This is a genomic window from Chryseobacterium urinae, from assembly GCF_030518295.1.
GTDB lineage: Bacteria > Bacteroidota > Bacteroidia > Flavobacteriales > Weeksellaceae > Chryseobacterium > Chryseobacterium mucoviscidosis.
In genome coordinates this window covers 144007-168507 of record NZ_JAULSJ010000002.1, presented here as the reverse complement: position 1 = coordinate 168507, position 24501 = coordinate 144007, and the positions used below count along the sequence as shown (strand labels likewise).

Here is a 24501-nt window from a genome sequence, read left to right as displayed (position 1 = left end):
TTTAAATATATTGGTTAGATTTTTGAATGTAAAAAATAACAAAATTGCACCATTGAAACTTATCACATTCACAAATAAAGGCATTTATTGTCCACAGGGAAAATTTTATATTGATCCTTGGCGACCGGTTGATTTGGCGGTCATTACCCATGGGCACGCCGATCACGCACGTTGGGGAATGAAAAAATACTTGTGTCATCATTTTACCAAACCTATTCTGCACAAGAGAATCAGCGAAGATCTTGAAGTTCAAAGCGTAGAATATGGCGAAATCATCAATATCAACGGCGTGAAAGTCTCGCTTCACCCTGCTGGGCATATCATCGGCTCCGCACAGATCCGGCTGGAATACAAAGGCTATGTAAGTGTAGTTTCAGGAGATTATAAAGTTCAGGATGATGGATTAAGTACGCCTTTCGAACTGGTAAAATGCAATGAATTCGTTACCGAAAGTACTTTCGGACTGCCAATTTACAACTGGCTGGAAGTTCCGGATCTGAATAAAAAACTCCAAAACTGGGTGCTCAGAAATCAGGAAAATCAAAAAACCTCTGTTTTCATCGGTTATTCTCTGGGAAAAGCACAACGCGTAATGAAGGCAGTGGAAGGAATGGGAAAAATTCATGTTCACTACTCGATTGGAAAACTGAATAAAGCCTTTGAAGAAGTCGGAATCGTACTTCCTGATTACGAAATTCCCGATTTCAGGGAAAGCATTAAGCACGTTGCAGGAGATATCGTAATTGTTCCGCCTGCTTTGCTTGATTCCAATGTCATCAAAAAAATTCCGGATGCTGCAACAGCAATTTGTTCCGGATGGATGCAGGTTCGCGGTGCAAGACGATGGCGGAGTGCCGATGCCGGTTTTCCGATGAGTGACCACGCCGACTGGAAAGGTTTGTTACAGGCTATAAAAGCTACCGAAGCTGAAATCGTTCACGTCACGCACGGACAAACCGAAGTTTTTTCTAAATATTTGAATGAAATCGGTATTAAATCTGATGTGGTGGAAACGCTTTACGGCGATGATGATGAGGCAGAAAAAGAGAAAGAAATTATTGAAAATGAGGTATAAAAAACTTTAAATTCAGATGTTAACTTGTGAGAAAGCTCCTACGGAGCTTACTGTTAATAGAAAAATTAAGGCATAATAAAGCGTAGCTCCGTAGGAGCGACCTGTTAATAGCCCATCATAATTAACGCTGAATTGCACGCAGCCCGGCTTGAACGGAGCTCTTTTTGTGGAGCAAAGCGGAACAAAAAAGCGGGAGTGGAAGACGGATTAAGCTGCCCCAAAAATTGTTAACATACGTTCAAAAAACGCCAATTAAAATTTATGAAACATTTCGCAGAACTCATCAACGCTCTCGAAAGCACCAATAAGACCAATGCAAAAATCGATGCCATCATCGATTATCTGGAACGTGCGCCTGAAGAAGATAAAGTCTGGTTTATTGCTTTGTTTACAGGCAAAAGACCCAAGCGGAATGTGAACACCAACTATATGAAAGAATGGGCTTTGGAAATTACAGAATTACCATTCTGGCTGTTTCAGGAAAGCTACTCTTCAGTCGGAGATTTAGGAGAAACCATTTCCCTGATTCTTCCACCGCCAACGGAAAAAATTGAACGTTCTTTGTCGGACTGGATGAATGACATCATTAATTTAAAAACAAAAACCGACGCTGAAAAAAAAGAATTTGTCCTGAATTCGTGGAATGGCTTGGATTATACGGAACGGCTGATTTTCAATAAATTATTGGGTGGAAGTTTCAGAATCGGGGTTTCAGATAAAACATTGATTAATGCTCTGACGAAATTTTCCGGACAGGAATCCAGCGCATTGATGCACAGTTTAATGGGAAAATGGCAGCCAACAGAAGCTTCATTTCAGGAACTGATTTCAGCGGAAAATGTGAATCCGGATAATTCAAAACCCTATCCTTTTTGTCTGGCTTATCCATTGGAGAAAGATTTGGAAGAACTCGGGAAACCCGATGAATGGCTGATTGAATACAAATGGGACGGAATCCGCGGACAGATTATCAAGCGTAATGATGAAGTCTTTATCTGGTCGAGAGGAGAAGAACTGGTGACGGAACAGTTTCCCGAAATTGCAGAAACCGTTCAGCAGATGAACGGAAATTTTGTAATTGACGGGGAAATTCTCGCGGTGAAAGACGATAAAGTTTTAAATTTTAACGAATTACAAAAACGTCTCAATCGAAAAACATTAACAAAGAAAATGCTTTCCGAAATCCCGATTGAAGTCTTTGCGTATGATCTTTTGGAACTGGAAGGGAATGATTTGCGTGAAAAACCCATCTCCGCAAGACGTGCCATGCTTGAAGAATTATTATTGAATGAAAACCCTGAAAACATCAAAATTTCCGAATCAATAGAATTTGAAAACTGGGAAGAATTAAACCAGATCAGAGAAAATTCCAGAGACATCAACAGTGAAGGTTTAATGCTGAAACAGAAAAATTCACATTATCATTCCGGAAGAAAAAAAGGCGATTGGTGGAAATGGAAAATCAGTCCTTTAACGATTGATGCGGTTTTGATTTATGCCCAAAAAGGAAGCGGAAGACGAAGCGCATATTACACCGATTATACTTTTGCCGTGAAAAACGAAGATAAATTGGTCACCATCGCCAAAGCCTATTCCGGATTAACGGATAAAGAAATTATGGAAGTCAGTAAATTTGTCAATAAGAATGCTATTGAAAAATTCGGTCCCGTTCGAACTGTAAAAGCTGAACTTGTTTTTGAAATTGCTTTTGAAGGAATTGGTTTCAGCAACCGTCATAAAAGCGGTGTGGCACTGCGTTTCCCAAGAATTTTACGATGGCGGAAAGATAAAACGGTGGATGAGATTGATGATCTGGAAGAAATAAAAAAATTGATACAGTAATTATAAACGCTAAGGTCGCAAGGTTTTTATTTAAAACTTTGAAAACATATTTCGTGCGCAAGGGAGTTTCACTCAGCCACGGCTTGTGCTATCATTTGCTGAACGAAGTGCCTTCGCGAACGAAAATATAAAGAATTAAAAATCAAAAAATCTTTGCGCTCATTGCGTAAAAAGAATAAAACAGTGAATGAAATTGATGATCTGGAAGAGATTAAGAAATTGATACAGTAATTATAAACGCTAAGGTCGCAGGGTTTTTATTTAAAACTTTGAAAATATTTTTCGTTCGCAAGGGCGTTTCACTCAGCTACGACTTGTGCTATCATTTGCTGAACGAAGTGCCTTCGCGAACGAAAATATAAAGAATTAGAATCAAAAAATCTTTGCGCTCATTGCGTTAAAAAGGATAAAACGGTGGATGAAATTGATGATTTGGAAGAAATAAAAAAATTAATACAGTAATTATAAACGCTAAGATCGCAAGGTTTTTATTTAAAACTTTGAAAGGCGTTTCACTCAGCTACGACTTGTACTATCATTTGCTGAACGAAGTGCCTTCACGAACGAAAATATAAAGAATTAAAAATCAAAAATCTTTGCGCTCATTGCGTTAAAACAAAAACATAATTTAAAATTTGAGCAACTTCGAAAATACCAACGGCTTCAAAGTCATTCAGCAGTGGATGGCGGACAAAGGCAATTCCCCTTTTAAATTTCAGGTTGATACGTGGCAGAAATTCGAGAACGGCTACAGCGGAATGGTCATTGCACCAACCGGTTTCGGAAAAACATTTTCTGTTTTCTTAGCATTGTTAACCCATTTTTTAAACCATCCTGAAAAATATGGAAAAGGCTTAAAAATGATCTGGATCACGCCGCTCCGTTCTTTGTCTAAAGACATTGCCAAAGCGATGCAGGAGGCCATTGATGAAATTGGATTGGATTGGACAGTTGGCGTAAGAAACGGCGACACCGATCCGAAAGTACGGCAGCAGCAGGTAAAAAATATGCCTGAAATTCTCGTAGTTACGCCTGAAAGCTTACATCTTCTTCTCGGGCAGAAAAATCACGAACGTTTTTTTAAGGAATTGAAAACCATCGTTGTCGACGAATGGCACGAATTGCTCGGTTCGAAACGCGGGGTAATGGTGGAATTAGGCATTTCCCAGCTCACAAAATATGCTCCTAAAATGAAAATCTGGGGAATTACGGCAACCATCGGAAATCTGGATGAAGCGATGGATGTTTTAATTCCTTATGACATTAAAAAAACAAAAATTACCGCCAAAGAACAGAAGAAAATTGATATTCTTCCCGTTTTTCCGGATGAAGTGGAAATTCTTCCGTGGGCGGGACATTTAGGCGCAAAATTAGCCGATAAAATTGTTCCCATCATTTTAGAATCGAAATCTACGATTGTTTTTACGAATACGCGAAGCCAGAGTGAAATGTGGTATCAGTTGTTGCTTGAAGCCTATCCCGATTTTGCAGGGCAGATTGCTATTCATCACAGTTCAATTGATGCTCATTTGAGAATCTGGATCGAGGAAAATCTAAGTTCAGGAAAACTGAAAGCCGTCGTTTCCACCTCTTCTCTGGATTTGGGAATCGATTTTAAGCCGGTTGATACCGTTATTCAGATTGGTTCTGCAAAAGGCGTTGCGAGATTTTTGCAGCGTGCAGGTCGAAGCGGTCACTCCCCTTTTGAAACTTCAAAAATTTACTGTGTTCCGACGCATTCTCTTGAACTGATTGAAGTTGCCGCTTTAAAGGAAGCCGTAAAACAGAAAGTGATTGAGCCGAGAGATCCTCAGGTTTTGTGTTTTGATGTTTTGGTTCAGTTTTTAATGACTTTGGCGGTCGGTGACGGATTTTACCCGCAGGAATTGTACGAAAGGATTAAAAAAGTATATGCTTTTCAGGAAATGACGGATGAAGAATGGAAAAGCATCCTCGATTTTCTTACCATCGGCGGAAGTGTGCTGAAAAGCTATGAAGAATTTCATAAAATCGTGATTCAGGAGGACGGTTTGTATAAAGTGACGTCCCGAAAAATAGCGATGCTTCACAGGATGAATATGGGCGTTATCGTAAGCGATGCGATGCTGAAAGTGAAATTCATTTCCGGCGGATATATTGGAATGGTGGAAGAATATTTTATTTCAAAACTCAAAAAAGACGAAAAATTTATATTGGCAGGAAGAGTTCTGGAAGTCGCGATAATTAAAGATATGACGGTTTTTGTCCGCGCTGCCAAAGGAAAAGCTTTTGCACCGAGTTATCTGGGAGGAAGACTGCCTTTAAGCTCAAATTTGGGTCAGTTTTTAAGAGAAAAGTTATCCGGAGCGCTCAATCCGAAAGCTTCAGAAAAGGAACTGAAATTTCTGCATCCTTTGCTGATGAATCAGGAAGAACGTTCTCACATCCCGAAAGAGGACGAATTTCTGGTGGAACTTATTAAAAACCGTGAAGGATATCATCTGTTTATGTATCCGTTTGAAGGTCGGCTTGTTCACGAGGTGATGTCGGCTTTAATTGCCTACAGAATCTCAAAACTGGCTCCCATTTCCTTTTCAATGGCGATGAATGATTATGGTTTTGAACTGTTCAGCGACAAAGAAATTCCGCTGAATGACGAAAATCTCCATAAAATTCTGAGCAGGGAAAATCTGATGACGGATGTAATTTCCAGCATCAATTCAGCAGAAATGGCAAGAAGAAAATTCCGTGACATTGCGGTTATTTCCGGAATGGTGATCCAGAATTATGCAGGAAAACAGCGTTCCAACAAATCTCTGCAAAGTTCGGCAGGATTAATTTTCAAAGTTCTCGAAGATTATGATCCGAATCATTTTCTTGTAAGACAGGCGTATACAGAAGTTTTTAATGCACAATTGCAGGAACAGCGATTGGTGGAAGCCTTTAAACGCATTGAAAAATCAAAAATAATCCTGAAATTTGCCAATACTTTTACCCCGCTGAGTTTCCCGATAAAAGTGGACAGTTTGCGACAGACGCTTTCCAGTGAAGGACTGGATGCGAGAATTCAGAAACTGATTCAGCAGGCGAAAAAAGGGAAATAATTTTTATCTGGGCAGCTTAATCCGCCCTCCGTTCCCGCTTTTTTGTTCCGCGATGCTACACAAAAAGAGCTCCACTCAGGTCGGGCTGCGAATTTAGTCATCAGAACGAAAGTTAGCGGAAATCAGAATACAATTATGAAAATAGTAACAAAAAATATCCATATTCAGGACGAAGTCTTTACATTAACCAATCAGAGAGCATTATTCTGGAAAAAAGAAAAAGCCTTGATTCTGTCGGATCTTCACATTGGAAAAACCGCTCATTTCCGCAAAAACGGAATTGCGCTTTCCGATCATATTTTTGAAAATGATCTGCAGCGATTGTCCGTTTTAATCGAATATTTTCAGCCGGAAAAATTTATTATTGTCGGCGATCTGCTTCACGCAGGAGACAATTCCGGTGTAGACAAATTCTGCGAATGGAAAAATGAATTTCCCAACCTTGAATTTCATCTTGTAGAAGGCAATCACGACAGAATTTCGAAAAAATTGGAAGCTAAACTCTGCCTTAATTTCAGGGACGAAACCTTAAATATTGATGATTTTCTATTCGTTCACGATTTTCAGAAGAAGAATGAAAAATTTCAGATTACGGGACATATTCATCCCGGATTTGTCATTAATTCTGTGGTTAAAAAAATCAAACTGCCTTGTTTTGTTGTTACGGAAAATCAATTATTGCTTCCCGCTTTCAGTGAGTTTACAGGTTTAGACACAAAAAATCTCCCTAAAAAAGGAAGATTCTATGTATTTACAGATGCTGAAATTTATGAGATTTAAAATGTTGAATCTCACACTTTATCATCATTCTGAAATATTTACGAAAACAGAATTTTATTAAACGCTTCCGAAGCCAGATGAACCTGAACCGCCCAATCGTCTGCGGCATCGCTTCCAGCATCATCGGAAATATATTTCAGGCACAGGAAAGGAATTTCTTCCTTCATCGCGATCAAAGCCAGAGGATAAGCTTCCATATCCACAATATTATAAACCGTTTCCGAATGATTCATCTCGAAACTGTCGCCGCTTCCGCAGATTCCTTCCGGAAGATAGTGTCTTTTCAAACCATATTCCAGAACCGGCGGAATTCCTGAAAGCGGGGTTTCGTACAGGCTGAAACCAAGTCCTCTCACATCCATATCGCGCTGGATGAATTTTGTACAGCATACAACATCTCCCTTGTGAAAACTTTTGCTTCCTGCAGAACCCAGATTAACGATCAGTTTTGGTCTTTTGTGGTAGATTTCTTTCGTTAATTCCATAGCTGCATTTACTTTTCCGATGCCTGTAATCAGTTTATTTTTATCGTTAAATACTTTTCCTGCTTCAGAATCCAAAGCAAAAACAAAAAGGGTATCTTCAACCGAAAACTGAAGTTCGTCGTTTATTTTTATCATTTAATTAAGCTTAGATTTCACAACTGTCTGTATCACACGAAGCTCCATTGTCTGAAAGTTTTTGCAATGGAGTTACCGTTTCATCGTAAGTCTGCTGCAATGCGCTCGCAAAAAGTTCTACAGGCTGCGCTCCGGAAACCGCATATTTTCCGTTCAGCACAAAAAACGGAACGCCGGAAACGCCATTGTTTCTCGCTTCTGTAATGTCTCTGCTAATTTCTTGATTATATTCTTCGGAAGCTAAAACTTTCTGAGCTTCTTCCTGATCAATCCCCAAAGAAACGGCAAGATCAACCAATGTTTCCACATCTCCTACATTTTTACCATCTACAAAATGAGCGATGAAAAGGGCTTCTTCCATTTCGTTTGCCTTGTTGTATTTTTTGGATAAATGCAACAGTTTATGAGCAGAAAATGTATTGGTAATCAATGCTTTTTCAAAATTAAAATCAATTCCGGCTCCGCTTCCCATCTGTTTTACCTGCGCGATCATCTGCTGCGCCTGAGCCTCAGGGAAACCTTTCTTTTCTTTAAAATATTCGGAAGTTGTTTTTGTTTCTTTTGGGTCTAAAGTCGGATCTAACTGAAAACTTTTCCACTCTATTTCTACCTGATCTTTAAAAGGCAGATTTTCCAGTGCTTTTTCAAAATTGTTTTTTCCTATATAACAGAACGGACACATCACATCCGACCAGATTTCTACTTTCATTTTTAGTATATTAAAAATTTTATTTTGTGATTAAAAACAGCGGTACAAAAATACTTAATTTACCGCTAAAAAGTTCCCTGTATTTATCGGTTTTGGTAATGAAAGGTATTGATGAAAATATTTTTTCATTTTACAAATAATAAAGAAATTTGCACCATGAAAATTATACCATTAAAAGAAGGAAATTTTTCTACCAATAAGACAAAAGATTTTACCCTTTTAACTGAAGAAAATAAAGACACAATAAAAGGAATCAGAATGTCTGTTACTCCTTTTTTAGTTGTTACAGAAAATGATAGTATTCTTCTGGATGCAGGAATCGGATGGAAAAATGAAGAAGGAAAAACGGTGATTTCAGAAATTCTGAAAAAGGAAAATGTTCATCCTGATCAGATCACTAAAGTTTTGCTTTCTCATCTTCATAAAGACCATATTGAAACCACAATTACCAGAACCGAAAACGGATTTGAACCTACTTTTCCGAATGCGGAAATCTATATTCAGAAACGTGAACTGGCTTTTGCCATGGAAAACAGGGGAAATTATTCTTTTGATTTTGATACCCTCGAAAAACTGATCGAGCTCGAAAATATTGTCTGGATGGATGAAGACAAAGGAAATATTACGGACGAAATTTCGTTTGAAGTTGTCGGTGGCCATACTCCGTTTATGCAGGTTTTCTGGATTAATGAAGGTAATGAAACGGTTTTTTACGGAGCAGATAATCTTCCTCAACAGTCTTATTTAAAATATCATCTTGCCTATAAAAGTGATTTCGACGGAAAAAGAGCGATGAATTTAAGAATAAAATGGGAAAAAGAGGCTATTGAAAATCATTGGAAAGTTTTACTGTACCACGATCTGGATACCGCTGTTCTGGAATTTTAAACAAAAAAAATGGTTTAAAGATCATTAAACCATTTATAAATATCCATATCGGAAGCTATGCTCAGTTTTTTCCGAAGTCTGTTTTTCCGATTCTGTATTGCCTTTGGAGTTACAAACGTGTAAGTTGCAATTTCCTTCGTTGTTAAATTAAGCTTTAAATAAATACAAAATACAAGCTCTGAATTTTTAAGGTCGGGCTGGATTGCAGATAGTTTACTGAAAAAATCCGGCTCCACCAATCTGAATTTACTCAGCAGACGAGGAGAATTTTCTTTTGCCAGTGCTAAAATTTCGTCCTGTACAAAAATCTTTTGGTTTAAATCTTCTAAATTGAATTCAGTTTTTTCGTTTTTCATAATTTTCTCATCTCTTCTAATTTCTGAGGCTTTTCCGACAAGCTTCAGCATAAATCTCTTCGTTCTCTTACCTCAGTTTTTGTGCGATGAAGCTAATTTTCTGAGGTGTTTTTAAGTCTTGAATAATCTTTACTGTTCCAATAACATCTTTTTGGTTACTTTTTTTCTTTACTTATTGTATTTATGCTTAAAATAATATCGTAAAAACAACGATTAAGATTTTAACCAAAGACAAAGAAAGAAAAAATGATTAAAATTTTACATAATAAAAATACCACATACATACCACGTTATTTCTGCTGTTGCCTTATTTTTCGGGATCTTTTTCTGATATTTCAATTATCTGAGAACAAATCTAGAAGTTTTTGTCATCTTTTTTTATGATTACGATCAATACAAATGAAATATGAGGTTCATTGTCACCAATACCATTCTAAAGCAATAAAAAATATCACTTCAGGGACGTATGAAAAAAAAGTAAAGTATAAAATGGAATTTTAAAATGTACTTAATCCCAGATTCAGTTGTTTCTGGAATTCTTCAAAATATTGCGCAAGGTGTAATCCGTCTGCCAAACCGTGGTGCGCTTCTATGGAAACCGGAAGAAACTTTTTTCCGTCTCTTACTCTGAATTTTCCGAAGGCTATCTTGGGAATACATTCTTTGGGATCAAAATTCGTAGGATGCAGCAGTGCGCTGAAAGATGTCCACGGAATGGATGTATGTCGGATATGATTGATAGGCAAACCATCATTACTGATTCCCAGTCCTGTAGAATTTTGTACGTTTTTTACCTGTTCCTGAAGTCTTTCATTGAAAATATCAAAATCATCAGAAAAATGAAAGAATGAAAATCCAAAAGTTCCGTCTTCTCTGCCAATCGTGCTTCCCACATGAACCTCATCATATAAAATCACCTCATCATTTACAATTCTAAGTTTCAGGGCATCTACCGAGTTTACGGCAATCATAGATTTGTAAAGATATGCCGCAAAAAACGACTGTTTATTTTTTTTCGCCTCATCATAAGCTTTGGTACAGTCTACTTCAGAAGTAAATCCGAAATAAGGGCTTTTCATTTTAGAAAAAAATTCGAAATGCTCCTTCCTGTTCCAGCTTTCAATATCTATAATCTTCACTACTCTATTTTTTGCAAATGTCTGTAAGTTTTATCAATTATAAAAGTTCTTAAGAAATAAATGTAGTCTGCAACGTATTTTTGTACAGGATTTGCAGTAAAAAAGTCAAATTATTATTTAAAGTTGTGTAAACTAATTTTAAATTTAACCGCAAAAGATATAAAAAAGACTTTATTGGATTTAATTTAAGTGTTTCAAAAGTCTGCAAAGAGAAAAAAATCTTTGATTTTTCTTAACTTATGTGCTCTTTTTTCATTTAGATATTCAACTTAAACAACTAAAGTGTTACAATCTTTTGCGTAAAAAAGTTTAAACAAGTTTTTCAGTAAAACGATTGGAAATGAAAGAAAAAATAGGATTTATCGGATTGGGAAATATGGGATATCCGATGGCAAAAAATTTAGAAAAAGCAGAGGTTCAGTTATATGTTTTTAATAGAACGCCAGAAAAAGCGGAAGATTTTAAAGAAAAATCTATTGTTTGCGATACCGTTGAAGATGTGGTAAAAAATAGCGACATTATTTTCACCATGCTTACAAATGATAATGCCGTGAAAGATGTTTATCAGAAAATTCTTTCCGTGGATATTTCGGAAAAGCTTTTTATTGATATGAGTACGATTTCGCCGGAAATGACGGGAGAAATTTCGAGTGCGGTAAAAATTAAAGAAGCCGGTTTTATCGATGCTCCGGTTGCGGGAAGTACAAAACCTGCTGCAGAAGGAACATTACTGATTATGGCAGGTGGAGAGGAAAAAGATCTTAAAAGAGCCGAACCTTATCTGCAAAAGCTTGGAAAAAGCATTAAACATTTGGGAGAAAACGGAAAAGGAATTGCCGCGAAGCTTTCGGTGAATTATTTTCTTTCAGCGATTTATCAGGGACTTGCGGAAACGGTTCTGTTCTCGGATAAACTGGGAATCGACCGTAAAGATATGCTGGAAATCATTAATGAAAGTGCGAGCGGAAGTGGTGCTACGAAAGTAAAAACACCTCTTTTAACGGAAGAAAATTACGATCCCGCTTTTGCTTTGGATCTGATGCTGAAAGATATTCTTTTGGCTAAAAATGCAGGAGCAGATTTTCCGTTGTCGGAAACTTTAATTAAAACCTACCAATCTGCTCATGATGAAGGTTTTGGAAAGGATGATGTGATCGGAATCATTAATTATCTGAAAAAATAGCTCAACAAAAATCTTCTGAAAATATATCATCTTCAATTATTTTTATGTTGAATTTTTCAATTGTGGTCGGGTTTTTGAATAAACAAGAGTAATTAAAATTCAGTTTTAACAGAAAATCAATCACTAAAATATAATATTATGTCAACAGAAAATCTTACCCACACAGAAGCGGTTAAAAAAATCAAGGAATTATCTGAAAATGCAAGAATCTGTATGTTTTGTACGGAATTGGACAAACTTCCGATCAATTCCAGACCAATGTCGCTTCAGGAAACCGATGACGAAGGAAATTTATGGTTTATCAGCGGAGATACAAGCAATAAGAACTTTGAGATAAGAGATGATAAAAGAGTTCAGTTATTTTTTATGAATAATTCTGATTACGAATATCTTTCGGTTTACGGAGATGCTACCATCTACAAAGACAAATCGACGATTGAAGACAAATGGTCTCCTATGGCAAAAGCATGGTTTGAGGAAGGAAAAGATGACCCGAACGTATCGATAATCCGTGTACAGCCAAAAGAAACCTATTACTGGAATACGAAAGCCGGAAAACTGGTGAGTCTTTTCAACTTTGTAGCGGCAGCAATTACAGGCAATACGACCGATAATTCTGATGGCGTTGAGGGAACAGCAAAAGTATAATTACTTTCTATACAAAAACAAAAAGCAGCTTTATGAGAGCTGCTTTTTAATTGGTATTTTTTGATTATTTTTTAATGAATTTTTTACTTTTCGAAAATTCACCGTTAATGTTTGATACGGTAAACGCGAGAATATAATTTCCGGGCTGTAATGATGAAAAATCTAATTTCAGCTCATTTTTACCTCTTGAAAAATTGGTTTTGTCTATTTTTTTAACAATTCTGCCGGATACATCTAGAATCTCTACACTTACGCCGGAAGTCTGAATAAGATTAAAGCTCAATTTTGCTTCATCCGCTATAGGATTGGGCGAAATGGTAAGATTGCTGAACTGACCTCCAGTCTCAAAACTTACATCATCCACTCCCAGTGTTCCTGCTACAAAAATATTTGCGGTTGCTGTATAACCTGCTGAAGTACTTCCCGAAACGGTCATAAGTTCAGAAGCATAAGAATCACTAAAAACCATATCATTTGTGTTTGTAACAGAATTTGTTCCGCTAGTCGCATAATAAGTATTTACTGTTGTATTGATTGCATCGGGAAACGCAAGCTGGGTTGTCAGTAAAAGGTTGTTGGAAGCATCATAGATCTGCACATGGATATGTGTAGCGCGGGGAGTATACCATCCCGGATAGATAGATGTAAAGGTTACCTGTCCGTTTGCATTGGTATACTGAATGCCGCGAAGCCAGGTTTGTCCAGTAGTGTTCTGTGTTCCGTCAATTCCCGGCTGTCCTGAATAAGCGGAATAATATCCTCTTTTGTTGCAATGCCAGATATCTACACGGTATCCCGATCCTACTGCAAGGCAATTGTTATTGGTATTCAGAACAGTTATCGTAAGAGTAAGCGCAATACCGGTTTGTGTTCCTTCGGTAATATTTGTTCTTACTAAGGTAGAAGTACTTACACTGCTTGGTGTAGGATACGGACCTGCCGTTTCCGAAGCTGTTGCAGTACAGGATAAAAGATCCTGATTAGAAGGTTCATCCATGATGTCTTCCATAATATTCTTACCGGTGAATGCCATTAACGGAACAGATGCTCCTACGATACCGATACTTTTTAGAAAGTCTTTTCTTTTCATGTGTGTTATTTTAAAATTAGTATAATGTGCAGACAAATAAAAAAAAGAGATTAAAGGCAGATAATTCTTTCCTTTAAATTCTACTTTTTTAATTCTACAAATATATTAAAATTTATCATATTTTTAAATATTTATGAATTTTTAATATTCTTATCATAATAAAAACAATACATAATTGAATTTTATTATTAAGAAAACCTACAATCATTGAAATTTGCAAAATTATTTTATTGATTTGTTTATCTTGTTTTTACGTCAAATTATTAATTTAAAATTAACAACTGAGCATTCACTGTTTTTTTATTACAGTTAAAAATTCTTCACAAATCCTATTCCTACATTTCCTTTCTGATAGTAAGGCATCATCATTGCCTGAGATTTTTCCGGATTTCCGCCTAACAGTTTATTGATTTTCGGATAAAGCCAATATGCGAGTTCGGTAGATAAAATCCCGAATCCTGCGCCACCGATTACGTCTCCGAACCAGTGTTTATCGTTCAGCATTCGATATACTCCTGTAAAAACAGCTAAAGAATACCCCGAAATTCCCAGCAAAAGATTGTGGTATTTATATTCTCTGAACATGAACTGCGCCGAAGCAAAAGCAATGGCTGTGTGTCCGGAAGGAAAAGATAACCTATTGGAATGGTCCGGTCTTTCTTCTTTTACGGCGTGCTTCAGCGGAATAGTGATGGCAGAAGTGATCATCATGGAAGTTCCGTAGATAATGCTTCTGTCCCTGAAATTATGTTTTCCTTTCACTCCGAAAGCATTGAGTCCGTAAACCAAAACTGCGGGAGCAAACTGGGTGTAGTTATCTAGTTTCATATGATCCGGCTTATGTTCGCTAATTTCGTATTGTGTGGAAGAATTCAGTGTTTTTAGTTCGTCAATACTCAGACTGGCAATTCCGTAGGAAATAAGTACGGTAGGAATGATCAGTTTTTTATAACTAAACTGATGGGTCTTATCTTCAGGCAGACTTTTCAGAACCATTGCAGAATCTGCATTGTCTTTAAACTGCAGACTGTCTGTTTCCTGAGCGTAGATAGATTGAAAACTACTTACAACTAAAAACAATCCTGCAAAGAATTTTCTCATAAGACAAATGATTTAATGGTCAAAAAAATAGATTTGTATTTTCTCTCAAATATAAAGGAATTACAGATAGTACTAATTCAAAAATTTAAAACTAAGCTTAATTCTTATCCAAGCTAAATAAAAATAACCCACACAAAAATGCATGGGCTAAATTGATTATTTTAAATAAGGTAATGCTTTATCCATTAACAACGATTCCTCCATTGGGATGAAAAACCTGTCCTGTAAACTGAGCTGCCTCTTTACTTGCCAGAAAAAGAAAACTGGTGGCAATTTCTTCCGGCGTAGCATTTCTTTCAAAAGGTGGCTTATTTTTATCCTCCTTTTCCTCATCAAAGGTTTCTTTGGTTAAAGGTGTTGTTACCGGTCCCGGAGCAACCGCATTCACGCGGATTCCTTTGGGTTTTGCCTGTAACGCCAAAGATCTTGTAAAAGAAACAATAGCACCTTTCGTTGCTGAATAATCCAACAATTCAGGATGTCCCTGATACGCCGCTGCCGAAGTCGTATTAATAATGGAACTCCCCTCTTTCAGATACGGAAATACAACTTTGGTTAACAAAATCATTCCGATGATATTTGAATTGAATGTTGTCCGGATATTTTTTTCTTTGAGTTCTTCGATGCTTTTTGATGGAAACTGCGTTCCTGCATTGTTCACAAGAATATCAATCTTTCCAAATTCTGAAACCACTTTGGAGGTTACCTCTTCACAAAATTCATAATCATTAATATTCCCTTTGTAAACGGAACATTTTCTTCCGGTAGCTTCAATTTCTAATTTCGCTTTTTCTGCATTTTTTTCATCCGAATGATAAATGATCGCAATGTCTGCGCCTTCTTCAGCAAAAAGCAGGGCTACAGCTTTTCCGATTCCGCTGTCGGCTCCGGTGATAAGGACGGTTTTACTGTCTAATTTCAATTCATTCATCATTTTAAAATTAAAAGCTGGTTGATTTCACTTTTAAAACAGCCTAAAATAAATTCGGTATAGTACAACTGAGCATTCAGTGCCTGTGTTTTTGGGTGAAGTTCCAGTTTTTTAGTCAGTACAATTTCTCCTTTGTACGAGAAAGAAAAGTAGGCAAAAATCTTATACGAGGAATTACGGATCGGCGTACAATATCCCGTTGTCGCAATAGACCAGTCGGATTCGAAAAATTTGGCGACATTTAAAGCCATTGTTTCTGCGATATTTTCCGACACGCAGTCGCATTCTTCGGCTTCGGCCTGATCTACGTTCAGCAGTCTTACTTTTTCGGGTAAAGTGTAGGTGGTCATTCCGCCTTTATAAAACAATGATGCATTGGGCATTTGTGAAAAGGCAAGCTGTAAACAGCCGGAGGTAACGCTCTCTACCACAGAAATGGTTTCATCAGCGGTTATGAGCGACTGACTGATGTAATCTAAGAGGTTTTTTTGAAATTCCATAATCTTTAATATTTTAAGTGGTTGTGATGTGTATAAAATCTCTGTCTGTGCAGATCAAAATTTATTATGCATTTCTTTCAGCTTCAAGCTCCCATACTCTGTGGTTGGCAATGGCTTCCGTAAATTTATGGTCGGGATCAGAATCTTCCCAGTTTACAATGGCAGGATCTTCATGCTTTTTCACTGCGACATTGCTGCTTTTATAAATTACTTCTGTGCCTTCCCCAAAATAAATTGCTTTGCAGTGTTGATATGCTTCATTGATGAAATGCAAAACTTTGTGTTTGTTTTCTGCGTTCATAAGCTCTTTGGCTGCCTCTTCTCCCGCTCCGATAAACAAGGCATCAAAACATACGCTTGCCGTGCTTGTAAGAGAATGTTTCGGTGTTAAAGCATCTCCTTTGTCTGTCTTTACCGGAGCCAAACTTGGTGCGATAATTTCTACAACTGCATTCTGATCTTCCAGTTTATTTTTTAAATCATTTATAATGCCAAAATCTGCTCCACTGGCAACAATAAAGCCTATTTTTCTTCCCTGAATTGTATTTTTTACAGTATTTGCCATACTCAAGGCTTCAGAAGCTCTTGTATGGGCTTCTCTTTCTTCACTTTGCAGATCTGCAGGGTTGCTGTCTGCCGGAAGACTCTGGTTTGGAAATTCCAGCTCTTTTACCTCAACGCCTACTTTTGAAGCAACATTCTGCGCCAGAGATTTATCAATAAAATTGAGCTGTCCGACCACTCTTTCCCGAATTTCCGGAACGGTAACTTTCGACAGTTCAAAAATCAGGGCGTTCTGAAGGTGTGTTTTTTCATAATCGGACTGGCTGTTGTAAAATAATTTTGCCTGTGAGTAATGATCTACAAAACTTTCGCTTCGGGCTCTTATTTTTGTCCCTGAAACTCTTTCCTGATGTGAGGCAAATCCTCCTTCCGACATCATTGCCTGAAAAGGACATCCTCCTCCGATAGAATTGGGTTCATAGCTTACTCTGCCTTTTACGATCTGCTGTCTCATGTGTCCGTCGCGCTGGTTGTTGTGAACGGTATTTACAGATCTGTTGATCGGAATTTCATGGAAATTGGGCGAACCTAATCTTGAAAGCTGTGTATCTGTGTAGGAAAATAGTCTTCCCTGCAAAAGAGGATCGTTGGAAAAATCGATTCCCGGAACCAGATGTCCCGGATGAAAAGCTACCTGCTCTGTTTCTGCAAAGAAATTATCCGGATTTCTGTTTAATGTTAAGATCCCGAAAATCTCTACCGGAACTTCTTCTTCAGGAATAATTTTCGTAGGATCGAGAAGATCAAAATCAAATTTATCTTCGTCTTCTTCGGGAATTAATTGTACTCCGAAATCCCATTCCGGAAAATTACCGCTTTCGATGGATTCCCAAAGATCTCTTTTGTGAAAATCCGGATCTACTCCCGAAATTTTCTGCGCTTCGTCCCAGGCTACGGAATGGACGCCTAATTTCGGCTTGAAATGAAATTTTACAAAATGGGCTTTTCCTTCATCATTAATAAATCTGAAGGTATGAACGCCAAAACCTTCCATTCTGCTGAAACTTCTGGGGATTGCTCTGTCGCTCATCACCCACATAATCATGTGCATACTTTCGGGCATCAGAGAAATAAAATCCCAGAAAGTATCATGCGCAGAAGCAGCCTGTGGAATTTCGTTGTGTGGTTCCGGCTTTACAGCATGTACAAGATCCGGAAATTTAATGGCATCCTGAATAAAAAAAACAGGCATATTGTTTCCTACGAGATCGTAGTTTCCTTCTTCTGTGTAAAATTTTATGGCAAAGCCTCTTACGTCCCGAGCTAAATCTGTACTTCCTTTGCTTCCTGCAACGGTAGAAAATCTTACGAAAACCGGCGTTTCTCTGTCTGTTTCTGTTAAAAATTTAGCTTTTGTATATTTTTTAAGGCTTTTTTTCAGTGTAAAAACGCCGTGCGCTCCTGATCCGCGTGCATGAACAATTCTTTCCGGAATTCTTTCGTGATCAAAATGAGTGGTCTTTTCTCTCAGAATAAAATCTTCCAGTAAAGTGGCTCCTCTTTCTCCTGCTGTAAGGGAATTCTGGTTATCATTTATTTTAAGTCCCTGATTGGTTGTAAGTTTTGTATCGTCATTTGATGTGGTGTGCGACGCGAGCTGATCCAGCTTATCATTCGTCGTTTTTTTGTCTTTCATAATTTTACTATTTTGTGGTTTATCTTTTTCAAGATGGCTTGTGTGTATCTTTAGAAGTTTCTTTTAGTTCTTCCTTTTTCATTTGGTCTGAAGCATCCATCAGTGCATTTTCAGCAAAATAAATGTCTTTAATTGCCGAAATAAAGAACCTGTGAAGCGAAGAATTCTCCATTTCATTTTCATTCACAGCATTATTTTCTGTCTGTCTGCTTTTTTCAGATGAAGAATCTGCGGCGTTACTTTTATCTTTACTATCCGTGGTTTTGGATATCATAATTTTTTTGGTATTTGATGTTCATTAAAGATTATCTCTCTGCATAGTCACAAAGAAAGAGGTAATCCGGAAGAGTATTATGAGTTAAACATTCCTCCGAATCATGATCTGATAAAATTCAGGTTCCTGCTATTTTCTTATGTTGAATTTGATTTAAAGTATTTACAAGATCCGCTTTGAAAGTGTGATCTGTAAATATCCAAAGTAATGTAAGTGAAACAGATAATAAATCTACCACTGAAAATGTGTCGTTTTTATGACTTCAGTCATATTGATCTGATTAATATAAAATTTTTCGGCTTTCTATTTTTAAACTGCCTTCTTTTTCCATTTTTTTAAGGGTTCTGATCACCGTTTCTACGCGTAATCCGGTAAGATTGGCAATCTGCTGTCTTGTAAGATCCACATGAAAACACTGTTCGCAGTCTCCTTCATGATAACTTTTAAGATAATCCAGCAGACCTTTCAGCCTTACAGCAGGATTCTGGGAAGACATATTCTGCAGCATGATCGCTTTAAAATACAATCTTTGTGAAAGGCAGGAATTCATTTCCAGAGAAATTTTCGGATTTTTTTCCAAAAGGTTCATGAAATTTTTCTTTGTAAGCCTTATGATTTCTACATCCGTCATGCATATTGCATTCATCACGTAGAATTTTTCTAAAAAAAGCATGGGATCTCCAAAGCTTTGTTTTTCTCCTAAAATATTATGGATAAACTCTTTGCCTTCTTCATTATAGCTGTTTTGCTTTACTTTTCCTTTTACAATCTGATAGTAATAAAAGGCATTGTCTCCTTCTTTATAGATTATTTCCTTTGCTTTATAAAACCTATCTTCTGCTCCGAATGTATATAATAATTCAGGATCAATATTCATGCAGCTTATAGTTTTCATATTTTTAGAATTTTAACAATTCTTCTACAAAAAAAAGACCACAAATTCTATATTTAATACAATATTTTCCGTTTTCTGATTTTTACAGTCTGTTTTCTCTCATGAACTTACTCGTTTAGACGGGAGTTTCCAGTAAGATCAGCCATCTGTTGTCTCATAAACGGTGCTGAGTTTAACCTTTCCTCTGATGAGGTGATGATAATAATTGGGATGGCTTCCTTCAATAAATCTGTTTTCCGAAGGTTTGTAGTCCTTGATACTCGCTCCTACCGAATGCAAAATTTCTTCTTTAATAATCATATAAATTATTTTTAATATTTCTTTAATTATAAAGCATTCTCAGTAGAAATAAAATTGGAAATACATTTTATATATGCAAAAATCGCACCCAAAATTTATTTACGTTTAAAGAATACTCAATAAAAAAATATTGTCTTCAAAATAAAAATTCATTACTCAAGTTAAACCCGCTTCTTAATCTGAAAACGGGTTTTTCATTTAATTATGTGAAATTTATTTTGCCGTTTTTGTACTGTCTGCATTCTTTCCTGCGGAACGTACCGTTGTACTGTCTGCCAAAGGAATGGAATCATTAGACATTGTTGTGGTTGCATTAACAGAAGAATCCGTTATCGTGGCAGAATCATAGCCGGAACCGGAATCGGAAGTTGTTGAGTTTTCTTTTTTCTGACAACTCCATACAAGAAGCCCAAGAAGGGCAATTGACAGGATACATTTCATAATATTATATTTTAAGTGGTGTGATCTTTCAAAAGTAGGATAATATTATGTTAAGTGTTTATGACCTTGGTCATAAGAAAAATTGATACTCAAATGAAAATCTGAGAATTATATGAAATTAATGATTAAATAGGCTTAAACCAATTTTAAGTCTAAATAAATTTATTCAAAAGATTATTTGCTGTCCGGAACGAAGTTTTTTCTTGCGAGTTCTTTTCTAACGCGGCTCAGACTTTCCGGAGTAATGCCAAGATAAGAGGCGATCATCCACTGTGGAACCCTCAAAAGTAAATCCGGATACATTTTGATGAACTTCATATACCGTTCTTCCGCAGTTTCAGCAAGAAGGGAATTGATTCTGTCCTGAAGACTTTTAATATGTTTCTGAAGAAGAATATCACTTTTTTCGAGGCTGTCGGGGAATTCTCCGATCAGTTTGTTGATGAAATCCGGATGCAGCAGAAGCACTTCCGAATCTTCTACGGCTTCAATATAGTAAACAGATTTTTCATTAAAATAAAGACTGCTTCGGTCTGAAGTAAGCCAGCTTTCCGGCGCAAACTGAATAATATGCTCTTTCCCGTTTTTATCGATGGAATACATTTTCAAAAGTCCTTTTTCTACAAAATAAATATATCTGCAGACTTCCCCGTATTGTAAAAGAAACTGATTTTTCTGCACTTTTTTTACTTCATAATGCAGACTGCACATATTCACTTTTTCTAAAGGAACATTTAAAACTCTTGCTAAATAATTATTGATATTCGTCATTATATAATTTGGTCTACCGATATGCTCTGGTGTGAAGCGTTATTAATGGCTTTTCCGTTTTCTATCACAATAAGTTGCGGACTCTGGTGCGTTACTCCCAAATCTTCTGCAATCTTATTGGAAATCGGTCTGTGAGCCAGCAAATCTAAGTAATATAAATCTATTTTCTGATCCAGATTTTCTATTTCTTTTTCAAAATTTCTCAACACGGTTTTGCTGATGAAGCAACTTGTTGAATGCTTGAATATTGCAATCCTGTGCTGAAAAGAACTTTCAACGGCTTTCTGAAGATCTTCCTCGGATTCTATCTTTTTCCAGAACGATTTCTGTTCCGTTGCCTCTCCTTTTCCGCCAAATATTTTATCAAAAAAACTCATGTCCCAAATTGTTTTAAGTGATGATCCAGATGTTTATACTCTAAAAATCCCCAGTCTTTCTCTTTCATTCTTCCAAAAAGTTCGTGATGAAGGGGTAAATTTCCGTTTTCAAAATGATGGCGGTAATCGCAGAGTGTTTTCAGAAGGTTTTCTTTTTCTGCATCAAAATCACACTCAAAATTAACAATAAGTTTTCGAAAAGTCGGCATATTTCGGGGAATTCCGTTGTTAAAAATTTGCATTTCTATTTTTGTGGCAATTCCTATCCACCGAAAAACACTATGTATCGAAGGAAGTATTACCTTTTTCTGTGGCACTAAAAGTACATCACTGCAATGCCTCATCATTTGACTGACATTCATTTTTCCCCATTTTTTTGGCGAATTTTCTTTCAGGCAGGATATCCTGTTTATAATTTCCTTAAAATCTTCAGGATTATGGAGACTTTTCTTTACCAACCTTTTTCTTTCTTCAGATTTTCGATGTGCGCAAAATGATGATTACAGTGCCATGCGTACAACGCAAGATAACTTCTCAAATTATAGTTTTTATTGTGTTCCGGATGATGAAAAGTTCTTTCAAACTGTTTGTTGGTCATGCTTTTTAACAGAGCCGTCCATCTCTGGTGAGTGCCTTTCAGCATTCTCATGGCGGGTTTTACCGGCATCGTAAGACTGTCCTGAAGTTCTGCCCATTTTGCTTCGTCATAAGGTCTTATCGTAGGGTTTTCTTCCGTAAGAGCGAGTTTCAGGCGCATAAAACTGTTGATATGACTGTCCGCCAGATGATTCACCACCTGTCTTACCGTCCATCCGCCTTCTCTGTATTGGGTATCGAGCTGATCGTCGCTGAAATCTTCGATCAGATTTTTCAGTCTTCCCGGAAAATCTTTAATAACTTTAATATATTCATCAAGCGTTATGTCGCAGATATTTTCAGGCTGTTTAAACTGACCTATCGGAAATTTCTTTTGTCCTAAGTTGCTCATCTTTAATTATAGTTTTTAATACGCTAAACAGAATAACAGCGTCTTTATCTTTTAAGTAGTATAACATTTTATTTTTATAATGATCTTCTCTTGAGAAAATCATAAAATGATGGCGATATTGTTTCAATTCCAGATCTTCAAACAAAATTTCTGTCTTATTAAATCTGATTCTGTCTTCAGCAATTTCAATTCCTGAAACACTGAATTTTTCATTATTCTGGAATTTTAAATAATAATTACTTGTAATATCGCGAATAAATTTATCCCACAATTCATCAATAATATCGCAATATAACTGATGCTTTTCGGTTAATTTTCTTCTGTAAAAAAGTTTGAAATTAATTTTAAGTTCCCTTCCCGATTTATTTTGGATAAAAATTAAATATTCTCTTCCAATATAAAACTTCAAACCTCTTATAAAATGAATACCATAGCGAATTCCGGCAATATCTTCTTTTTTAATAATCGTAAATAAATCATTGTTTTGATCTTTATTTTCAAATTTTATAAAATTATCGTCAATAATTAATGATCTTTTCCGGTTATCCAACAATCCGCGAACAATGGTAAATTCTTTCATAAAATGCCGATGTGTCTGAAATTATTGTTCAGACTTTTTTTCAATATTAGTTTTTGTAAATTTATTAAAATTTAAAGAAAACTGAATATGAAAAAGAATTAACCAATGAAAATCTTTGATTTTCTTCTTATTCTATCTTTTGCAATAAAATGCCTCTGTCATTCTGCATGGAATTTTGCGCAGCATTATGCAATGAAGAATCTCTTAAAACGTTGTGATTTTGGATCTTTCGGCTTCACTTCGTTGCGCTCAAAATGACAGTGTTGCAAATTAATAAGACAAAAGATTTGGTGCTTTATTAAAAGTTAACAAGCGTAAGAAGAAATGAGCACAACATTTTTTAAAAATCTTTGATCTTTTACTTTTGAGCACTTTTATTGTCTTGAACTTAGCTTTGTCATTCGCTTTTGTGGTTAAATAAAAAAAGCCTCAATTTTAAAATTGAAGCCCTGTATTTTATTAATAACCGTGCAGATTAACATCCTCCGTTCTCTGTAGAGTCACTTTCCTTCCCATTTTCTTTTGGATTACGCGGAAATGCTGCAATTCGTCATCCGTTAAAATAGTAATCGCCGTTCCCTTTTCATGAGCTCGTCCTGTTCTTCCGATTCTGTGAATGTAATCCAAAGGCGAACGCGGCAATTCGTAGTTAATGACGCATGGTAAAGATTCTATGTGGATTCCACGACCGATCAGGTCTGTTGCAACCAAAATCTGAGCTCCGTTCGATTTAAATTCTTCCAGATTATTTCTTCGTGCTCCCTGCGATTTCTGACTGTGAATGGCAACTGCTTTTATTTTGTTTTTCTTTAATTTTTCAACCAGATTATCTGCTGCTCTTGTTGAAGAGACAAAAATCAAAGCTTTCTCCACCTTTTTTTCTTTGATTAAATAGCGTAAAAACGGCCCTTTATTTTCCGGAGCCACATGATAAGCCAATTGCTCAATATTGTCTATTTCAACCTCCTCTTTTTTGATCTCAACAATCGTCGGATTAATTGATAAACGTTCTTTCATTTCAGAAACCTTATCATTCAAAGTGGCGGAAAACAAAATGGTCTGTCTGGCAACCGGCATCATTGCGAAAAGCTTATTCATTTCTTCACCAAAGCCTGACTGAAACATTTTATCTGCTTCATCAATCACAAGATGCTGAATTCCGGAAATGCTCAACGCGTTATGATCGATCAGATCCAATAAACGACCAGGCGTAGCGATGAGAACTTCAACCCCGAATAATCCTTTCATCTGCGGATTGATAGAAACACCGCCATAAACAGCCATAGTACGGATTTCACGCTTTAAATTGTCTGTAAAAGCCCTGAAAACCTCATCAATCTGAATCGCAAGTTCACGGGTAGGAACCAATATGAGAACCTGAACATTACGGTCTTTTTTAACTTCCGTGTTTTGTAGTTTTTCTAAAATAGGCATCACAAAACAAGCCGTCTTTCCGGAACCGGTCTGTGCAATTCCCATCAGATCTTTTCCCCGCAAAATAACGGGAACAGTCTGTTCCTGTATAGGAAAGGGTTTCAGATACCCCAGTTTTTTAACGGAACGAATAATATTGTGCGATAATCCTAAAGACTCAAATGACATAAAAAATTTAATTTTTGCAAAGATAAGTTATTAGAATTTGGTTTTGCGCTTATTTGTTGGCAATCCCAAACACGCAAGAATTTATGTGCGATAAAAACAGTTGAAAATTTTTGATGTTCTTGCCACTA

General features: G+C 36.6%; 26 protein-coding genes. 7 read left to right on the top strand and 19 right to left on the bottom strand.

What is annotated here, in order from left to right:
* The first annotated feature begins 52 nt into the window (after positions 1 to 52).
* The 4 genes from QWT87_RS01965 to pdeM all read left to right on the top strand — a co-directional run bounded on the left by QWT87_RS01965 (position 53) and on the right by pdeM (position 6780).
* The gene (locus QWT87_RS01965; RefSeq protein WP_302713138.1) at positions 53 to 1075 is read left to right on the top strand and encodes a ligase-associated DNA damage response exonuclease; all 1023 of its coding nucleotides are present in this window, start codon (positions 53 to 55) and stop codon (positions 1073 to 1075) included.
* Positions 1076 to 1336: 261 nt separating this feature from the next.
* Complete coding sequence (locus QWT87_RS01960) at positions 1337 to 2917, top strand: ATP-dependent DNA ligase (protein WP_302713136.1); 1581 nt, start codon at positions 1337 to 1339, stop codon at positions 2915 to 2917.
* Positions 2918 to 3552: 635 nt separating this feature from the next.
* Positions 3553 to 6000, top strand: a complete 2448-nt coding sequence (locus QWT87_RS01955) for a ligase-associated DNA damage response DEXH box helicase (protein ID WP_302713134.1) — start codon at positions 3553 to 3555, stop codon at positions 5998 to 6000.
* Positions 6001 to 6135: 135 nt separating this feature from the next.
* Positions 6136 to 6780: a ligase-associated DNA damage response endonuclease PdeM gene (pdeM, locus tag QWT87_RS01950; RefSeq protein ID WP_302713132.1), complete on the top strand. Its 645-nt coding sequence runs from the start codon at positions 6136 to 6138 to the stop codon at positions 6778 to 6780.
* Between the two features lie 38 nt (positions 6781 to 6818).
* Here pdeM and QWT87_RS01945 read toward each other — a convergent pair whose 3' ends face one another.
* The gene (locus QWT87_RS01945) at positions 6819 to 7400 is read right to left on the bottom strand and encodes a 5'-methylthioadenosine/S-adenosylhomocysteine nucleosidase family protein (protein ID WP_302713130.1); all 582 of its coding nucleotides are present in this window, start codon (positions 7398 to 7400) and stop codon (positions 6819 to 6821) included.
* A 10-nt stretch (positions 7401 to 7410) separates the two neighbouring features.
* The gene (locus QWT87_RS01940; protein ID WP_302713128.1) at positions 7411 to 8109 is read right to left on the bottom strand and encodes a DsbA family oxidoreductase; all 699 of its coding nucleotides are present in this window, start codon (positions 8107 to 8109) and stop codon (positions 7411 to 7413) included.
* A 156-nt stretch (positions 8110 to 8265) separates the two neighbouring features.
* On the opposite strand from QWT87_RS01940, the gene QWT87_RS01935 reads away from it, so the two are divergent.
* Positions 8266 to 8997, top strand: a complete 732-nt coding sequence (locus QWT87_RS01935) for an MBL fold metallo-hydrolase (protein WP_302713126.1) — start codon at positions 8266 to 8268, stop codon at positions 8995 to 8997.
* Positions 8998 to 9011: 14 nt separating this feature from the next.
* Here QWT87_RS01935 and QWT87_RS01930 read toward each other — a convergent pair whose 3' ends face one another.
* Both QWT87_RS01930 and QWT87_RS01925 read right to left on the bottom strand, forming a co-directional pair.
* Complete coding sequence (locus QWT87_RS01930) at positions 9012 to 9353, bottom strand: helix-turn-helix transcriptional regulator (protein WP_288458196.1); 342 nt, start codon at positions 9351 to 9353, stop codon at positions 9012 to 9014.
* Between the two features lie 497 nt (positions 9354 to 9850).
* Complete coding sequence (locus QWT87_RS01925) at positions 9851 to 10492, bottom strand: CatA-like O-acetyltransferase (protein ID WP_302713122.1); 642 nt, start codon at positions 10490 to 10492, stop codon at positions 9851 to 9853.
* Positions 10493 to 10832: 340 nt separating this feature from the next.
* Here QWT87_RS01925 and QWT87_RS01920 point away from each other — a divergent pair, with 340 nt between their 5' ends.
* Both QWT87_RS01920 and QWT87_RS01915 read left to right on the top strand, forming a co-directional pair.
* Positions 10833 to 11675 (top strand): NAD(P)-dependent oxidoreductase, encoded by an 843-nt coding sequence (locus tag QWT87_RS01920; protein ID WP_302713120.1) that lies wholly within the window; start codon positions 10833 to 10835, stop codon positions 11673 to 11675.
* 138 nt (positions 11676 to 11813) lie between these two features.
* A complete protein-coding gene (locus QWT87_RS01915; RefSeq protein ID WP_116099463.1) occupies positions 11814 to 12323 on the top strand; it encodes a pyridoxamine 5'-phosphate oxidase family protein in 510 nt (169 codons plus the stop codon).
* Between the two features lie 64 nt (positions 12324 to 12387).
* Here QWT87_RS01915 and QWT87_RS01910 read toward each other — a convergent pair whose 3' ends face one another.
* From QWT87_RS01910 to QWT87_RS01840, 15 genes are all read right to left on the bottom strand, one after another.
* Positions 12388 to 13413 carry a T9SS type A sorting domain-containing protein gene (locus QWT87_RS01910; protein ID WP_302713116.1) on the bottom strand — a complete coding sequence of 342 codons (1026 nt, stop codon included), beginning with the start codon at positions 13411 to 13413 and terminating at the stop codon, positions 12388 to 12390.
* Positions 13414 to 13722: 309 nt separating this feature from the next.
* On the bottom strand, positions 13723 to 14514 hold the full coding sequence (locus tag QWT87_RS01905; RefSeq protein ID WP_302713114.1) for a phosphatase PAP2 family protein: 792 nt from the start codon (positions 14512 to 14514) through the stop codon (positions 13723 to 13725).
* Positions 14515 to 14692: 178 nt separating this feature from the next.
* A complete protein-coding gene (locus QWT87_RS01900; RefSeq protein ID WP_302713112.1) occupies positions 14693 to 15448 on the bottom strand; it encodes an SDR family oxidoreductase in 756 nt (251 codons plus the stop codon).
* Entirely contained in the window at positions 15445 to 15945 is a 501-nt protein-coding gene (locus QWT87_RS01895; RefSeq protein ID WP_076390227.1) for a CinA family protein, read from the bottom strand. Before QWT87_RS01895 ends, QWT87_RS01900 begins: the two co-directional genes overlap by 4 nt.
* A gap of 64 nt (positions 15946 to 16009) precedes the next feature.
* Positions 16010 to 18145 carry a catalase gene (locus QWT87_RS01890; protein ID WP_302713108.1) on the bottom strand — a complete coding sequence of 712 codons (2136 nt, stop codon included), beginning with the start codon at positions 18143 to 18145 and terminating at the stop codon, positions 16010 to 16012.
* 28 nt (positions 18146 to 18173) lie between these two features.
* The gene (locus QWT87_RS01885) at positions 18174 to 18419 is read right to left on the bottom strand and encodes a ferritin family protein (RefSeq protein WP_302713106.1); all 246 of its coding nucleotides are present in this window, start codon (positions 18417 to 18419) and stop codon (positions 18174 to 18176) included.
* Positions 18420 to 18699: 280 nt separating this feature from the next.
* Entirely contained in the window at positions 18700 to 19314 is a 615-nt protein-coding gene (locus QWT87_RS01880) for a Crp/Fnr family transcriptional regulator (RefSeq protein ID WP_228427461.1), read from the bottom strand.
* A gap of 138 nt (positions 19315 to 19452) precedes the next feature.
* On the bottom strand, positions 19453 to 19614 hold the full coding sequence (locus QWT87_RS01875) for a hypothetical protein (RefSeq protein ID WP_302713103.1): 162 nt from the start codon (positions 19612 to 19614) through the stop codon (positions 19453 to 19455).
* Positions 19615 to 19827: 213 nt separating this feature from the next.
* The gene (locus QWT87_RS01870) at positions 19828 to 20055 is read right to left on the bottom strand and encodes a hypothetical protein (RefSeq protein ID WP_302713102.1); all 228 of its coding nucleotides are present in this window, start codon (positions 20053 to 20055) and stop codon (positions 19828 to 19830) included.
* Positions 20056 to 20229: 174 nt separating this feature from the next.
* Positions 20230 to 20826, bottom strand: a complete 597-nt coding sequence (locus QWT87_RS01865; protein ID WP_076390232.1) for a Crp/Fnr family transcriptional regulator — start codon at positions 20824 to 20826, stop codon at positions 20230 to 20232.
* The gene (gene ytxJ, locus QWT87_RS01860; RefSeq protein WP_302713100.1) at positions 20826 to 21203 is read right to left on the bottom strand and encodes a bacillithiol system redox-active protein YtxJ; all 378 of its coding nucleotides are present in this window, start codon (positions 21201 to 21203) and stop codon (positions 20826 to 20828) included. Before ytxJ ends, QWT87_RS01865 begins: the two co-directional genes overlap by 1 nt.
* The gene (locus tag QWT87_RS01855) at positions 21200 to 21661 is read right to left on the bottom strand and encodes a DUF1569 domain-containing protein (protein ID WP_302713099.1); all 462 of its coding nucleotides are present in this window, start codon (positions 21659 to 21661) and stop codon (positions 21200 to 21202) included. The genes ytxJ and QWT87_RS01855 overlap by 4 nt, the downstream gene beginning before the upstream one ends.
* Entirely contained in the window at positions 21655 to 22191 is a 537-nt protein-coding gene (locus tag QWT87_RS01850; RefSeq protein ID WP_302713098.1) for a YfiT family bacillithiol transferase, read from the bottom strand. Before QWT87_RS01850 ends, QWT87_RS01855 begins: the two co-directional genes overlap by 7 nt.
* Positions 22148 to 22771: a hypothetical protein gene (locus QWT87_RS01845; RefSeq protein WP_302713096.1), complete on the bottom strand. Its 624-nt coding sequence runs from the start codon at positions 22769 to 22771 to the stop codon at positions 22148 to 22150. Before QWT87_RS01845 ends, QWT87_RS01850 begins: the two co-directional genes overlap by 44 nt.
* 459 nt (positions 22772 to 23230) lie before the next feature.
* A complete protein-coding gene (locus QWT87_RS01840; RefSeq protein ID WP_302713094.1) occupies positions 23231 to 24373 on the bottom strand; it encodes a DEAD/DEAH box helicase in 1143 nt (380 codons plus the stop codon).
* Between the last annotated feature and the right edge of the window lie 128 nt (positions 24374 to 24501).